The organism is Streptomyces spongiae (assembly GCF_009377185.1).
Lineage (GTDB): Bacteria > Actinomycetota > Actinomycetes > Streptomycetales > Streptomycetaceae > Streptomyces > Streptomyces spongiae.
Genome location: NZ_VJZC01000044.1, coordinates 1 through 15,542 on the forward strand (window position 1 = coordinate 1; position 15,542 = coordinate 15,542).

A 15,542-nucleotide genomic window follows, 5' to 3' on the forward strand; every position below is an offset into this window, starting at 1 on the left:
CCCCGAACCCCAGACCCCAGACCTCGACCGCCACCGTAAGGCCACCGCCCTCCTCACCACCCTCCACCACCACGACCACCGCCTCCTCCTCTCCGAACGTGCCGTCCGCCACCTCGCCCCGGCAGTCGCCGCCTGGCTCGAACGCGGCGCACGCACCGAGGCCGTACGGCACGCCCTGACCGCGAACCTCCCTGGCGATCCCCTCCGCAACCCGGCGTCTCTCCTCGCCCATCGCCTCACCGAGCTGCTGCCACCGCCCGCGCCGACCGCGCCCGCTCCCTCACCCGTCGACCGAACCGCCGCTCCTCCCCCGTTCCACAACTGCGAGGGCTGCGAACGTGCGATCCGGACTACGCGGCCAGGCGCCTACTGCCGTGACTGCCGCGACGCGGGCTCCGACACCGCTGCGGCGGCCTGAACCACCGGACAGCGCAAGCGACCTCGACGGTCAGCCCTTGCCTGTCTGCGTCGCCACTGCCCGTCCGGCGATCGCCCCGGGGGATGGCCTGCTCGATGCGTCAGAACGCATACGTAGCAGTCGGGCCCGTGCAGCCTCACATCCGGGATCTCAGCACATCGACCTCACAGCCCGGCGCGAAAGGGTCGAAGCCGTGCTCGATCAGCCAGCGAACTGCCAGCAGGCTTCGCAACGACCACCACGCGTGGATCACGTCGAGGTCGACGTCGGTGCCATAGCCGGCGATGACGTCGTCGAGGTGCTCCTCATGTCCGAGCGTGAAGGTGGCGAGGTCGTACAGGGCATCACCCTGGCCCGCCTCGGACCAGTCGATGATGCCGGTGACCTCGTCGCCGTCGACAAAGACGTGCGCGATCTGAAGGTCGCCGTGCGTGAACGCCGGAGTCCACGGCCGGAGCGCGGCCTCGGCGACCTGGCGGTTGCGGGTGACCAGGTCGGCGGGCAGGACGCCGTTCGTCACGAGCAACTCGCACTCCTCGTCGAGTTCCGCCGCCAGCGCATCGATGCTCCGGCCTGCCCGGCCCGACCGGGACGGCAGCGGCGCGTCGTGCAGCTTCCGGATGGCGGCGCCCGCCGCGGCCCACGCCGCCGGCGATCCGGTCGACGGCCCGCCGAGGCGCCCAAGCGTCGTCCCCGGGAGTGCGGCGATCGCGAGCACGGGCGGCTTGCGCCACAGGACCGCCGGGGTCGGGACCGGCGCGAGGGACATCGCCTCGACCTCGACGACGAGGCGTGCCTGATCGGCGTCCACCTTCAGGAACATGTCGCCGACGCGCAGGGTCGCGCGCTCGGAATGGGCGACGACGACTTTCACCTCATCCATGGGCGACCAGTGTCCCAGGGATGATCGCCGACGTCGCCGGGTTTATCGCGTGCGATTACGCGGCTGACCGCGTCCCGCTACCCGGCGGCCTCGTGCACGACACCGACCTCTGGCCAGATCAAGCCCACCACTTCTGTCAGGAGTCGTCAACGAGGCCGGGCACGCCGAAGGGCGGCCACCCCGAAAGGTGACCGCCCCTCAGTGGACGTAGGCCTTACTGGTTGTACGGACCGTAGTCGTAGTCCTCCAGCGGCACGGCCTGGCCGGAGCCCGTGCCGAACGGCGAGTAGTCGATGTCGTCGTAGCCGACGGCCGAGTACATCGCGGCCTTGGCCTCCTCGGTCGGCTCGACCCGGATGTTGCGGTAGCGGGACAGGCCCGTACCGGCCGGGATGAGCTTACCGATGATGACGTTCTCCTTGAGGCCGATCAGGGAGTCGGACTTGGCGTTGATCGCCGCGTCCGTGAGGACCCTGGTCGTCTCCTGGAAGGACGCCGCCGACAGCCACGACTCGGTCGCCAGCGAGGCCTTGGTGATACCCATCAGCTGCGGACGGCCGGAGGCCGGGTGGCCGCCTTCCTGGACCACACGACGGTTCTCGGTCTCGAACTTCGAGCGCTCCACGAGCTCACCGGGCAGCAGCTCGGCGTCGCCGGACTCGATGATCGTCACTCGGCGCAGCATCTGCCGGATGATGATCTCGATGTGCTTGTCGTGGATCGACACGCCCTGCGAGTTGTAGACCTTCTGGACCTCGCCGACCAGGTGGACCTGGACGGCACGCTGACCCAGGATGCGCAGCACGTCGTGCGGGTTGGTGGCACCCACGGTGAGCTGCTGGCCCACCTCGACGTGGTCGCCCTCGCGGACCAGGACCTTGGCACGCTTCGAGATCGGGAACGCCGTCTCGTCGCTGCCGTCGTCCGGGGTGACGACGAGCTTCTTGGTCTTCTCGGTCTCCTCGATCCGCACGCGGCCGGAGGCCTCGGAGATCGGGGCGACACCCTTCGGGGTACGGGCCTCGAAGAGCTCGACGACACGGGGCAGACCCTGGGTGATGTCGTCACCGGCCACACCACCGGTGTGGAAGGTACGCATCGTCAGCTGGGTACCGGGCTCACCGATGGACTGGGCGGCGATGATGCCGACCGCCTCACCGATGTCGACCAGCTTGCCGGTGGCCAGCGAGCGGCCGTAGCACATGGCGCAGGTGCCGACCTGGGACTCGCAGGTCAGGATCGAGCGGGTCTTCACCTGCTCGATGCCGTGGTGCACCAGCTGGTCGATGAGCACGTCGCCCAGGTCCACGTTGGCCGGCGCGATCACCTTGCCGTCGATGACGACGTCCTCGGCGAGCATGCGGGCGTAGACGCTGGTCTCGACGTCATCGGTCTTGCGCAGGGTGCCGTCGGCGCCGCGCTCGGCGATCTTCAGCTTCAGACCGCGCTCGGTGCCGCAGTCCTCCTCGCGGATGATGACGTCCTGCGACACGTCGACCAGACGACGGGTCAGGTAACCCGAGTCGGCGGTACGGAGGGCCGTGTCCGCCAGACCCTTACGGGCACCGTGCGTGGAGATGAAGTACTCCAGCACGGACAGACCCTCACGGAACGACGCCTTGATGGGCCGCGGGATCGTCTCGTTCTTCGCGTTCGACACCAGACCACGCATACCGGCGATCTGACGCATCTGCATCATGTTGCCTCGTGCGCCCGAGTTCACCATCATGAAGATCGGGTTGGTCTTCGGGAAGTTGTCGTTCATCGCCTCGGCGACCTCGTTGGTCGCCTTGGTCCAGATCGCGATGAGCTCCTGCGTGCGCTCGTCCTTGGTGATCAGACCACGCTCGTACTGCTTCTGGACCTTCTCGTCCTGCGCCTCGTAGCCGCGGACGATCTCCTTCTTCGCCTCGGGAACGACGACGTCGGAGATGGCCACGGTCACGCCGGAACGGGTCGCCCAGTAGAAGCCGGCCGCCTTCAGGTTGTCGAGCGTCGCCGCCACGATGACCTTGGGGTAGCGCTCGGCGAGGTCGTTGACGATCTCGGAGAGCTGCTTCTTGCCGACCTCGTAGTCGACGAACGGGTAGTCCTCGGGCAGCAGCTCGTTGAAGAGCGCGCGGCCCAGCGTGGTGGACAGCCGGAAGCTGTCACCCTGCTGCCACTCGGGCTCACCCTCCTCGTGCGCCGGCGGCATCCAGCCACGCGGCGGGATGGTGCCCACCGGGAAGCGGACGTCCACCTTCGACTGCAGCGAGAGCTCACCGGCGTCGAACGCCATGATCGCCTCGGCCACGGACGAGAAGGAACGCTCCTCGCCCTTGACCTGCCGCATCTCGCTGTCCGTGGTGAGGAAGAACAGACCGAGGACCATGTCCTGGGTCGGCATCGTCACCGGACGGCCGTCGGCGGGCTTGAGGATGTTGTTCGAGGACAGCATCAGGATGCGGGCCTCGGCCTGCGCCTCCGCGGACAGCGGCAGGTGCACGGCCATCTGGTCACCGTCGAAGTCCGCGTTGAACGCGGTGCAGACGAGCGGGTGGATCTGGATGGCCTTGCCCTCGACCAGCTGCGGCTCGAAGGCCTGGATGCCGAGGCGGTGCAGCGTGGGCGCACGGTTCAGCAGAACCGGGTGCTCCGCGATGACCTCTTCCAGCACGTCGTACACGACCGTGCGGCCGCGCTCGACCATGCGCTTGGCGCTCTTGATGTTCTGCGCGTGGTTCAGGTCGACCAGGCGCTTCATCACGAACGGCTTGAAGAGCTCCAGCGCCATCGCCTTCGGCAGACCGCACTGGTGCAGCTTCAGCTGCGGACCGACGACGATCACGGAACGCGCCGAGTAGTCGACTCGCTTACCGAGCAGGTTCTGACGGAAGCGACCCTGCTTACCCTTCAGCATGTCGCTGAGGGACTTCAGCGGGCGGTTACCGGGACCGGTCACCGGACGGCCGCGACGACCGTTGTCGAAGAGGGCGTCAACAGCCTCCTGAAGCATGCGCTTCTCGTTGTTGACGATGATCTCGGGCGCGCCGAGGTCGAGGAGCCTCTTCAGACGGTTGTTGCGGTTGATGACACGGCGGTACAGGTCGTTCAGGTCGGAGGTCGCGAAGCGGCCACCGTCCAGCTGCACCATCGGACGCAGGTCCGGCGGGATGACCGGCACGCAGTCGAGCACCATGCCCTTGGGGCTGTTGCTGGTCTGCAGGAACGCGGAGACGACCTTCAGGCGCTTGAGCGCACGGGTCTTCTTCTGGCCCTTGCCGGTACGGATGATCTCGCGGAGGCGCTCGGCCTCCTCGTCCAGGTCGAAGGACTCCAGGCGCTTCTGCAACGCCGCGGCACCCATCGAACCGTCGAAGTACGTGCCGAAGCGGTCACGCAGCTCGCGGTAGAGGAGCTCGTCGCCCTCCAGGTCCTGGACCTTGAGGTTCTTGAACCGGGTCCACACCTCGTCGAGACGGTCGATCTCGCGCTGCGCACGGTCACGCAGCTGCTTCATCTCACGCTCGGCGCCCTCGCGCACCTTGCGGCGCACGTCGGCCTTGGCGCCCTCGGCCTCCAGCTCGGCCAGGTCGGTCTCGAGCTTCTTGGCGCGGGCCTCCAGGTCGGCGTCCCGGCGGTTCTCGATCTGCTGCCGCTCGACGGAGACGTGCGCCTCCAGGGAGGGCAGGTCACGCGTACGGCGCTCCTCGTCGACGTACGTGATCATGTACGCCGCGAAGTAGATGACCTTCTCCAGGTCCTTCGGGGCGAGGTCGAGCAGGTAGCCCAGCCGCGACGGAACGCCCTTGAAGTACCAGATGTGCGTGACGGGAGCGGCCAGCTCGATGTGGCCCATCCGCTCACGGCGCACCTTGGCGCGAGTCACCTCGACACCGCAGCGCTCACAGATGATGCCCTTGAAGCGGACGCGCTTGTACTTGCCGCAGTAGCACTCCCAGTCCCGGGTCGGACCGAAGATCTTCTCGCAGAAGAGTCCGTCCTTTTCGGGCTTGAGGGTGCGGTAGTTGATGGTCTCGGGCTTCTTGACCTCACCGTGGCTCCACTGACGGATGTCGTCAGCGGTGGCCAGGCCGATCCGGAGCTCGTCGAAGAAGTTGACGTCGAGCACTATGCGTCAATCCCTCTCAGGGTTGTAAGTCTTGGGGTCTGAAACGGGGGTCCCGGGGCCGGCGGGCCTTTGCCTCTGTGAGTCGCCTCTGTGAGTCAAAAGGCCCGCCGAAGTCCCGTCAGACCTCTTCGACGCTGCTCGGCTCACGCCGGGACAGGTCGATGCCGAGCTCCTCCGCAGCGCGGAAGACGTCCTCGTCGGTGTCGCGCATCTCGATGGACATACCGTCGCTGGACAGCACCTCCACGTTCAGGCAAAGGGACTGCATCTCCTTGATGAGCACCTTGAAGGACTCGGGGATGCCGGGCTCAGGGATGTTCTCGCCCTTGACAATGGCCTCGTAGACCTTCACGCGGCCGGTGACGTCGTCGGACTTGATGGTCAGCAGCTCCTGGAGGGCGTACGCGGCGCCGTATGCCTCCAGCGCCCACACCTCCATCTCGCCGAACCGCTGGCCACCGAACTGGGCCTTACCACCCAGCGGCTGCTGGGTGATCATCGAGTACGGACCGGTCGAGCGGGCGTGCAGCTTGTCGTCGACCAGGTGGTGCAGCTTCAGGATGTACATGTAGCCGACCGAGATCGGCTCCGGGAACGGCTCGCCGGAGCGGCCGTCGAACAGCGGCGCCTTGCCGGACGGGAGCACCATGCGCTCGCCGTCGCGGTTCGGGATCGTGTGGTTCAGCAGACCCGCGAGCTCGTCCTCGCGCGCACCGTCGAAGACGGGGGTCGCGACGTTCGTGCCCGGGTCGACCCGGTCGGCCTCGATGGCCTGCAGGCGCTGCGCCCAGTCGTCCGCGAGGCCGGAGACGTCCCAGCCGCGGCTGGCGAGCCAGCCGAGGTGGATCTCCAGGACCTGTCCCGGGTTCATTCGGGAAGGCACACCGAGCGGGTTGAGGATGATGTCGACCGGGGTGCCGTCCTCCAGGAACGGCATGTCCTCGATCGGCAGGATCTTCGAGATGACGCCCTTGTTGCCGTGACGGCCGGCGAGCTTGTCACCGTCGGTGATCTTGCGCTTCTGCGCCACGTACACGCGCACCAGCTGGTTCACACCGGGGGGAAGCTCGTCGCCCTCCTCGCGGTCGAAGACGCGGACGCCGATGACCTTGCCGGTCTCGCCGTGCGGCACCTTCAGCGAGGTGTCACGGACCTCACGGGCCTTCTCACCGAAGATCGCGCGCAGCAGGCGCTCCTCCGGCGTCAGCTCGGTCTCACCCTTCGGGGTCACCTTGCCGACGAGGATGTCACCGGCGATGACCTCGGCACCGATGCGGATGATGCCGCGCTCGTCGAGGTCGGCGAGGACCTCCTCGGAGACGTTCGGGATGTCCCGGGTGATCTCCTCGGGGCCGAGCTTGGTGTCACGGGCGTCGACCTCGTGCTCCTCGATGTGGATCGAGGAGAGGACGTCGTCCTGCACGAGGCGCTGCGACAGGATGATCGCGTCCTCGTAGTTGTGACCCTCCCACGGCATGAACGCCACGAGCAGGTTCTTGCCGAGCGCCATCTCGCCGTTCTGGGTGGCCGGACCGTCGGCGAGGACCTGGCCCTCGATGATCCGGTCGCCCTCGTTGACGATGACCTTCTGGTTGACCGAGGTGCCCTGGTTGGAGCGGGCGAACTTGGCCAGGCGGTACGTGATGTACGTGCCGTCGTCGTTGGCGGTGGTGATGTAGTCCGCGGAGACCTCCTGGACCACACCCGCCTTCTCGGCCTTGACCACGTCACCGGCGTCGGCGGCGGAGCGGTACTCCATGCCGGTGCCGACGAGCGGGGACTCGGACTTGATGAGCGGCACGGCCTGACGCATCATGTTCGCGCCCATGAGGGCACGGTTGGCGTCGTCGTGCTCGAGGAACGGGATCATGGCGGTCGCGACCGACACCATCTGGCGCGGCGAGACGTCCATGTAGTCCACGTCGTCACCGGCGACGTAGTCGACCTCGCCGCCACGGCGGCGGACCAGGACGCGCGCCTCGGCGAAGCGGAACTCGTCCGTCAGCGTGGCGTTGGCCTGCGCGATGACGAACCGGTCCTCTTCGTCGGCCGTGAGGTAGTCGACCTCGTCGGTGACCTGACCGTCGACGACCTTGCGGTACGGCGTCTCGATGAAGCCGAACGCGTTGATGCGGCCGTACGAGGCGAGCGAACCGATCAGACCGATGTTCGGGCCTTCGGGCGTCTCGATCGGGCACATGCGGCCGTAGTGCGAGGGGTGCACGTCACGGACCTCGAAGCCGGCCCGCTCACGGGAGAGACCACCCGGGCCGAGCGCGTTGAGACGACGCTTGTGCGTCAGGCCCGACAGCGGGTTGTTCTGGTCCATGAACTGGGACAGCTGGCTGGTGCCGAAGAACTCCTTGATGGAGGCGACGACCGGCCGGATGTTGATCAGGGTCTGCGGCGTGATCGCCTCGACGTCCTGCGTGGTCATGCGCTCACGCACGACGCGCTCCATACGGGCGAGACCCGTACGGACCTGGTTCTGGATCAGCTCGCCGACGTTGCGGATACGGCGGTTGCCGAAGTGGTCGATGTCGTCGGTCTCGACGATGATCTCGCGGCCCGACTCGGCGACCGTCTCGGTCTCACCGGCGTGCAGCTTCACCAGGTACTTGATGGTGGCGATGACGTCGTCGGTGGTGAGCACGCCGGCGTCCAGCGGCTCGTTCGCGCCGAGCTTCTTGTTCACCTTGTAGCGGCCGACCTTCGCGAGGTCGTAGCGCTTCGGGTTGAAGTAGAGGTTCTCGAGCAGCGTCTGGGCGGCCTCACGCGTGGGGGGCTCGCCCGGGCGGAGCTTGCGGTAGATGTCGAGCAGCGCGTCGTCCTGGCCCTGGGTGTGGTCCTTCTCCAGGGTGGCGCGCATGGACTCGTACTCGCCGAATTCCTCCAGGATCTGCTCGGTCGTCCAACCGAGAGCCTTGAGCAGAACGGTGACGGACTGCTTGCGCTTGCGGTCGATGCGCACACCGACCATGTCGCGCTTGTCGATCTCCATCTCCAGCCAGGCACCCCGGGACGGGATCACCTTGGCGGAGAAGATGTCCTTGTCGGACGTCTTGTCGATCGAGGAGTCGAAGTAGACACCCGGCGAACGGACCAGCTGCGACACCACGACACGCTCGGTGCCGTTGATGACGAACGTGCCCTTGTTCGTCATGAGCGGGAAGTCGCCCATGAAGACGGTCTGGGACTTGATCTCGCCGGTCTCGTTGTTCGTGAACTCGGCCGTGACGAAGAGGGGCGCGGCGTAGGTGAAGTCGCGCTCCTTGCACTCGTCGATGCTGTTCTTCGGCGGCTCGAAGCGGTGGTCGCGGAACGTCAGCGACATCGACCCGGAGAAGTCCTCGATCGGGGAGATCTCCTCGAAGATCTCCTCCAGACCGGACTTGGTGGGGACGTCCTGACCGGACTCCAGAGCCTCCTCGACCCGACTCTGCCAGGCGGTGTTCCCGAGCAGCCAGTCAAAGCTCTCGGTCTGCAGCGCGAGCAGGTTGGGAACCTCGAGAGGCTCCTTGATCTTTGCAAAGGAGATGCGCAGCGGGGCGGTGCTGGCGCCGTTGTTCGTATTCGCGGTCGAGGCAGTGCGCGAGGCGGCCAAGAGGGGGTCCTTCCGAGGGCTCGGACTCACTACGCGCGTACCGGCCCCTCGATCGGGCACAGAGATAGAAATCCCAGGTCAGAGACAGTTCTATCGTCGGTGCTCAAGCGAGGGCATGTTCCTGGTGACGGGCAGGAAGCAGCTAACAGGCAGCGCAAAGGGTCAGTGTAGCCACTTGGCCCACTGATGTCCAGTGCGGGTTTGCGGACCCCCGGAAACCCTCGTTGTTCGTCAACACCTGCGGCAAGCCACGCCCTCGATGCACATCGATACTGCCCTCTTCGTCGCCGATCCATGCCTCGGATGCGGATCGTTGTGACGACGCGTCCTGAGAATTGCGCGCTGCGTGCGGTTCGTCAAGGCCCCCCAAGCCCGAACCAGGTGCTGCGATCGTCACTCGCAGCGGGCCACCTGGGGGTGCCCGGAGGCACAACGAAGATCACCATACTCGTCGGAACCCACAGTGCAAGGCAGCCGTCCGACGACGTCCACGAACGCCGAAAGGCGACCACCCACTTGGATGATCGCCCTTCAGTGCGTTTGCGTTACAGCCCTACGGAAAGAGCTGTGCGGCGGGCCCGTCGGCACACGCCTGGCGGCGTGTGCCCGTGCGGACCGTGAGGTCTTACTTGACCTCGACGGAGGCGCCGGCGCCCTTGAGGGACTCGGCGGCCTTCTCCGCGGCCTCCTTGGCGACCTTCTCGAGAACGGGCTTCGGGGCGCCGTCCACGAGGTCCTTGGCCTCCTTCAGACCCAGGGAGGTCAGCTCACGCACGACCTTGATGACCTGGATCTTCTTGTCGCCGGCACCGGTGAGGATGACGTCGAACTCGTCCTGCTCCTCAGCGGCCTCGGCCGGGGCGCCCGGGGCACCCGCGGCGGGAACGGCGACCGCGGCGGCAGCGGCGGTGACGTCGAACTTCTCCTCGAACGCCTTCACGAACTCGGAGAGCTGGATGAGGGTCATGTTCTCGAACTCGGCGAGAAGCTCGTCCTGGGTGAGAGCCACGATGGCTTTCCTTCCACTAATTCGGCTGGTGCCGGATGTACATGTCTGGCGGGCGTGCGCCTTGCGGCGTTACTGCGTAGACGTTCGGCCCGCTACGACCTCCTGCCTGCGGCGGGCTGCCTCAGGCGGCGGTCATTTCGCGAGCCGAATTACTCGGCACCGCCCTGCTCGTCCTGCTTGGCACGAAGCGCGTCCACGGTGCGGACGAGCTTCGACGGGAGCGCCTGGAAGACCTGAGCAGCCTGCGTCTGCTTGCCCTTCAGGGCGCCCGCCAGCTTGGCGAGCAGAACCTCGCGGGACTCGAGGTCCGCAAGCTTCTTGATCTCGTCGGCGGACAGCGCCTTGCCGTCAAGGACACCGCCCTTGATGACGAGAGCGGGGTTGTCCTTGGCGAAGTCACGCAGACCCTTCGCCGCCTCGACCGGGTCACCGGTCACGAAGGCGACGGCCGTCGAGCCACTGAGGTGCTCGTCCAGCACGGAGATCCCGGCTTCCTTGGCCGCGATCTTGGTGAGCGTGTTCTTCACCACTCGGTACTGAGCGTTCTCGCCGAGAGAACGGCGGAGCTGCTTGAGCTGCGCCACGCTCAGCCCGGTGTAGGACGTCACAACAGCGGCGTTGGAGTTACGGAGCTTCCCCGTGATCTCCTCAACGGCATCGACCTTGTCGGGTGTCGCCATGAGCCTCGGCCTCCTTCCGGGTGATGAGGACCGCTCGGAAGGGGCTGGGATAAACGAAACGCCCCGGCGCAGGCGCACGGGGCGTAGCTCAACCGGACGAATTCCGTTGGAACACGGAACCGGCCCAGGAGCACTTCCACATTCACCTGCGCGGGTCGTCCGCAGTTCAGCGGATCCTTCGGCCGCCGGGCCCTCTTACGAGCACCACGGCAACGACCAGCGGTCTTTGGCTTCCCCGGAAGAGTACGGGACCGGATCGCTGTCAAGCAAATCCGTACGGCTGCGCCTCCGGGAGGGGCGCAGCCATGGGAACGGGACTGCCACGGAAAACGGGACGCGGGCCGCGGGTCGCGAGCGCTGCCGCCGCCCGTCAGCCCTGCTGGGCCGCCTTCATCATCTCCGCGAGGTCCATCGTGTCCTTGGCCGCCGGGGCCTTCACGGTCACCGGCTTGTTGTAGTCGAGGAACGTGATGGTCATGTCGAGCGGGCCCTTGTCGGCGTCGCCCTTCATGCGGAACTGCTTGGTGTGGTCCTCGCCGTCGATCCACATGTGCATCGTGATGCTGTCGACGCCCATCTTCTCGTACTGCTCGAGGGCCTTCTCGCGCTGGTCCCGGGTCTTCTTGTCCTCGTCCTTCAGGGACGCGCGGAACTCGTCCAGGGTGACCGTGCCCTTGTAGTGGGTGGTCTTGACACCGTCGACGGTCTCGGTGCCGACCTTCTTCACGTCCTTGGAGCCGGTGAGCAGGGTGGACTCCTGGAGCGGGTTCTTGTCGGCCTGCCCGGCACCCAGCGAGTCACCGCCCAGGGCGTCGGCGTCCTTGCCGAGCGCGGCCAGGTCGAACTTGATCCAGCGCTTCCCGTCCATCTCCTTCGCGGCCGCGGCGCCTCCGTCGATGTACATGGCCTTGTCGACGAGCCGGATCTCGACCTGGTTGTCCGTGGTCTGGTCGAGCGCCGTCATCTTCATGCTCATGGCGAGCGTGGGCTTGATGCTCATCTGCGCCTCGGCCTTGACGCGCCCCTCCTCCGGGACCTTGCCGGTCAGCCGGTAGCTCAGGGACGTGATGTCCTGCGCGTTCTTCGCCGCCTTCTCCACGGCCGCCGCGGGCGTCATCTCCGGCGACTCACTCCCGGAGCCCTTCCCGCAGCCGACCACTCCCCCACCGAGCAGCAGGGCGGCGAGCGCCGCACCGGTCACCCTGCGCCGCACGGATCCATGCACAGAAATCCCCATGTTCCCCCCAAGAAACGCTTTTGATCGGTTCACAGCAAGACCGCGAGCGTATCCCAGAGGGTTTCCTGTGTCCCTGGAGTTTCAGCGAGCCCGGTGTGGCACACCTCACGCGCCCCGTCAGGGGCGCGGGGAACTGCGCGAGCAACCACAGACGCCCCGCACCCGGAAACTACGAGAACCCCCACGGCGCTACCAAGCCCTACGCAGCCGGCTGGTTACCTATCAGCTCCGTGAAGTCCACCGTGTCCCCAGCCGGAGGCGTCTCGGTGGAGACCTTCACGCCGTAGTCGCTGTAGTACGCCGTCTGGGACATCGTCCCGGACGTCATCTCGCCCTTCTCGACCTTCTTGACCAGCAAATCCTTGTCGTTGACCCAGATGTCGATGGTCTCTGTGGTGATCCCGGCCTGCTGCAGCTGCTTCTTCAGGTCGGCCAGCTGGTCCTCGGTCAGGTCGGAGTTCTTCTCCGCGAGGTCCGCGACCTCGACCGTGCCCGAGTAGTGCGTGGTCTGCTCGCCGCGCACGGTCTCCTCGCCGACCTTCTTCACGTCGCCGGAGGCGAGCAGGAGCTTCACCGACTGGTTCGGCGTGGTGTTCTGCATCTGGTCCTTCATGTACGCCCCCGAGCCGCCGGCCGCTTCCGCCAGGGCGTCGTAGTCGTACTTGATCCAGTGCTTGCCGCCCGCCTGGTCGGCGAACTTGTCGCCCATCTGCGCGTAGTAGGCGTCCTCCAGGTAGCGGGCCTCCATCTTGGTGGTGCCCATCTGGCGCATCTGGTCGGCCATCGTGCCGCCGGTGTACTCGATGGTCATCGTGCCGGTGTAGCCGTCGGACCAGTCGAGGGCGCCGTCCGCCTCCATGGACATCATGGTGCCCATGGTGGTCGTGGACTTCACGCGCGCGGAGTCGGCGCTGCTCGTGGACTTCTCCGCCAGGCGCAGGGCCGCGACGGGGCTTACGACCACCCCGCCCTTGCGGCCTGCCTTGTCGTCCTTGCCGGAGTCCCCGGAGGAGCCCGAGGAGCCCGAGGAGGTGCAGGCGGCCGCTCCCGTCAACGCGGTCACCACGGCGATCGAAAGGGCCATCCGGCGCACGGTCGTGCTGGTCATTCGTCTCTACCCCCCATGAGATTCCTGTGCTTCGCACGCTAGCGCAGAGCACTGACACTCGTACGTGTGCTCAGAAAGGGACGAGCCCCGCACCTCGAAAGGTTGCGGGGCTCGCTGACCGGATCGCGAGTGCGACCGACTGCCGAACGGAGCGCGGGGCTCAGACGGCGGCCGGGTCCTCCTCGGCGAGGAGGTTGCGGGTGCGGTTGGGGTCGACCGGGACGCCGGGGCCGATCGTGGTGGTGATGGCGGCCTTCTTGATGTAGCGACCCTTGGCGGCGGACGGCTTCAGACGGAGGATCTCCTCCAGCGCCGCGCCGTAGTTCTCCACCAGCTTGGTGTCGTCGAACGACGTCTTGCCGATGATGAAGTGCAGGTTCGAGTGCTTGTCGACGCGGAACTCGATCTTGCCGCCCTTGATGTCGTTGACGGCCTTGGTGACATCCGGGGTCACGGTGCCGGTCTTGGGGTTCGGCATGAGACCACGGGGGCCGAGCACGCGGCCGAGGCGGCCGACCTTGCCCATGAGGTCCGGGGTGGCGACGACGGCGTCGAAGTCCAGACGGCCCTTCGACACCTCGTCGATCAGTTCGTCGGAGCCGACGATGTCGGCGCCCGCGGCGCGAGCGGCCTCGGCACGGTCACCGGTCGCGAAGACCAGGACCCGGGCGGTCTTACCGGTGCCGTGCGGGAGGTTCACGGTGCCACGGACCATCTGGTCGGCCTTGCGCGGGTCGACACCCAGACGGAAGGCGACCTCGACGGTGCCGTCGAACTTGGTCGTGGAGGTCTCCTTGGCGAGACGGACGGCCTCGAGCGGGGCGTACAGCTTCTCCCGGTCGATCTTGGCGTCCGCAGCGCGGAGAGCCTTGCTGCGCTTGCTCACAACTGCTCCTGTGTGTTCTGAAAGGAGTCGTGGTACGGGCCGAGCAGGCCCTGCCACGGTGTTTCTTACGGGGTTGAGGTCAGCCCTCGACCGTGACGCCCATGGAACGCGCGGTACCGGCGATGATCTTCGCGGCGGCGTCCAGGTCGTTGGCGTTGAGGTCGGGCATCTTCGTCGTGGCGATCTCGCGGACCTGCGCCTCGGTGATCTTGGCGACCTTGGTCTTGTGCGGCTCGCCGGAGCCCTTCTCCACGCCCGCGGCCTTGAGGATCATCTTGGCGGCCGGCGGCGTCTTGGTGATGAAGGTGAAGGAACGGTCCTCGTAGACCGTGATCTCCACCGGGATGACCCAACCGCGCTGCGACTCGGTCGCGGCGTTGTAGGCCTTGCAGAACTCCATGATGTTGACGCCGTGCTGACCCAGCGCCGGACCGACCGGCGGGGCCGGGTTCGCGGCACCGGCCTGGATCTGGAGCTTGATGAGCCCCGTGACCTTCTTCTTCTTGGGAGGCATTGCTCTCCGGGTCCTTTCGATTCGAGTGCGCCTCCGTCCGGGTCGCGTCCCGGATGAAGGCATACCGCACAACGATAACGGGTATAGATGCGCGGCTAAAAACCGAGCAGGTCAGACCGGCTACCGAGAGCCTGCCTGACCTGCGCGGAAGCGAGGAGTCCAGAAGAGGAATCCAGAAACCGGGAGCTGCCCGGTCGCCGGACTAGTTCTTCTGAATCTGGTCGAAGCTCAGCTCGACCGGCGTCTCCCGGCCGAAGATCTCGACGAGGCCCTTGACCTTCTTCGAGTCGGGGTTGATCTCGTTGATGGTCGCCTGGAGCGTGGCGAACGGGCCGTCCGTGACGGTGACCGAGTCGCCGACCTCGAAGTCGAGCACCTGGACCTCGACCTTGCGGGCCGGAGCCGGCTTGCCCTCGGCCTCGGCGGCCTCGCGGGCTGCCTTCTCCTCGGCCTCCGGGGCGAGCATCTTGACGATCTCGTCGAGCGTCAGCGGGTACGGGTCGTAGGCGTTGCCCACGAAGCCGGTGACGCCGGGCGTGTTGCGGACGACGCCCCAGGACTCGTTCGTCAGGTCCATGCGCACCAGGACGTAGCCCGGGAGCTTGTTCTGACGGATGGTCTTGCGCTCGCCGTTCTTGATCTGCGCGACCTCTTCCTGCGGCACCTCGGCCTGGAAGATGAAGTCCTCGACGTTCAGCGAGACGGCGCGCTGCTCCAGGTTGGTCTTCACGCGGTTCTCGTAGCCGGCGTACGTGTGGATGACGTACCACTCGCCGGGCAGGGTCCGCAGTTCCTCGCGCAGGGCGGCGACGGGGTCGACGGGCTCGGCCTCCTCTTCGGCGGCCTCCTCCTCGAGCTCCTCTTCGGCCTTGTCCTCGGCCTCGTCCTCGACGTGCACGGCGGCTTCCTCAGCCGGCTCCCCCGCCTCGGCCTCGGCAGCCTCGAACTCGTCGACCTCGTCCGCTCCCTCGACGATGTCGAGCTCGTCGTCCGCGGGCTCGACACCTTCCCCACGAGGCTCGATGGCGTCGTTCACGTTCGGGTCAGACACGGTGGCTGCTTCTTCCTGGATTCATGGCGGTGGAACAC

At 66.7% G+C, this 15,542-nt stretch carries 10 protein-coding genes and 1 pseudogene; 1 reads left to right on the plus strand and 10 read right to left on the minus strand.

Features of this window, described 5'->3' with window-relative positions; all coding sequences use genetic code 11:
* Positions 1 to 418: pseudogene (locus FNH08_RS50675) on the plus strand (helix-turn-helix domain-containing protein); the annotation flags it as partial.
* A gap of 136 nt (positions 419 to 554) precedes the next feature.
* On the opposite strand, the gene FNH08_RS09635 reads toward FNH08_RS50675, so the two are convergent.
* The 10 genes from FNH08_RS09635 to nusG all read right to left on the minus strand — a co-directional run bounded on the left by FNH08_RS09635 (position 555) and on the right by nusG (position 15,504).
* Positions 555 to 1,301 (minus strand): phosphotransferase family protein, encoded by a 747-nt coding sequence (locus tag FNH08_RS09635; RefSeq protein ID WP_152770982.1) that lies wholly within the window; start codon positions 1,299 to 1,301, stop codon positions 555 to 557.
* A 214-nt stretch (positions 1,302 to 1,515) separates the two neighbouring features.
* Positions 1,516 to 5,415, minus strand: coding sequence for a DNA-directed RNA polymerase subunit beta' (locus FNH08_RS09640; RefSeq protein WP_322724115.1), 3,900 nt, complete (start codon positions 5,413 to 5,415; stop codon positions 1,516 to 1,518).
* Between the two features lie 118 nt (positions 5,416 to 5,533).
* Positions 5,534 to 9,019, minus strand: coding sequence for a DNA-directed RNA polymerase subunit beta (gene rpoB / locus FNH08_RS09645; RefSeq protein ID WP_152770984.1), 3,486 nt, complete (start codon positions 9,017 to 9,019; stop codon positions 5,534 to 5,536).
* A gap of 625 nt (positions 9,020 to 9,644) precedes the next feature.
* Complete coding sequence (gene rplL / locus FNH08_RS09655) at positions 9,645 to 9,986, minus strand: 50S ribosomal protein L7/L12 (RefSeq protein WP_152771021.1); 342 nt, start codon at positions 9,984 to 9,986, stop codon at positions 9,645 to 9,647.
* A 191-nt stretch (positions 9,987 to 10,177) separates the two neighbouring features.
* Positions 10,178 to 10,708: a 50S ribosomal protein L10 gene (rplJ, locus tag FNH08_RS09660; RefSeq protein WP_152770985.1), complete on the minus strand. Its 531-nt coding sequence runs from the start codon at positions 10,706 to 10,708 to the stop codon at positions 10,178 to 10,180.
* Positions 10,709 to 11,078: 370 nt separating this feature from the next.
* Positions 11,079 to 11,933, minus strand: coding sequence for a LolA-like protein (locus FNH08_RS09665; protein ID WP_322724124.1), 855 nt, complete (start codon positions 11,931 to 11,933; stop codon positions 11,079 to 11,081).
* Positions 11,934 to 12,144: 211 nt separating this feature from the next.
* Positions 12,145 to 13,053, minus strand: a complete 909-nt coding sequence (locus FNH08_RS09670) for a hypothetical protein (RefSeq protein WP_152770989.1) — start codon at positions 13,051 to 13,053, stop codon at positions 12,145 to 12,147.
* A gap of 160 nt (positions 13,054 to 13,213) precedes the next feature.
* Complete coding sequence (rplA, locus tag FNH08_RS09675) at positions 13,214 to 13,939, minus strand: 50S ribosomal protein L1 (RefSeq protein ID WP_322724117.1); 726 nt, start codon at positions 13,937 to 13,939, stop codon at positions 13,214 to 13,216.
* A 79-nt stretch (positions 13,940 to 14,018) separates the two neighbouring features.
* Positions 14,019 to 14,453, minus strand: coding sequence for a 50S ribosomal protein L11 (rplK, locus tag FNH08_RS09680; RefSeq protein ID WP_053846805.1), 435 nt, complete (start codon positions 14,451 to 14,453; stop codon positions 14,019 to 14,021).
* Between the two features lie 202 nt (positions 14,454 to 14,655).
* Positions 14,656 to 15,504, minus strand: coding sequence for a transcription termination/antitermination protein NusG (gene nusG, locus FNH08_RS09685; RefSeq protein ID WP_322724118.1), 849 nt, complete (start codon positions 15,502 to 15,504; stop codon positions 14,656 to 14,658).
* Between the last annotated feature and the right edge of the window lie 38 nt (positions 15,505 to 15,542).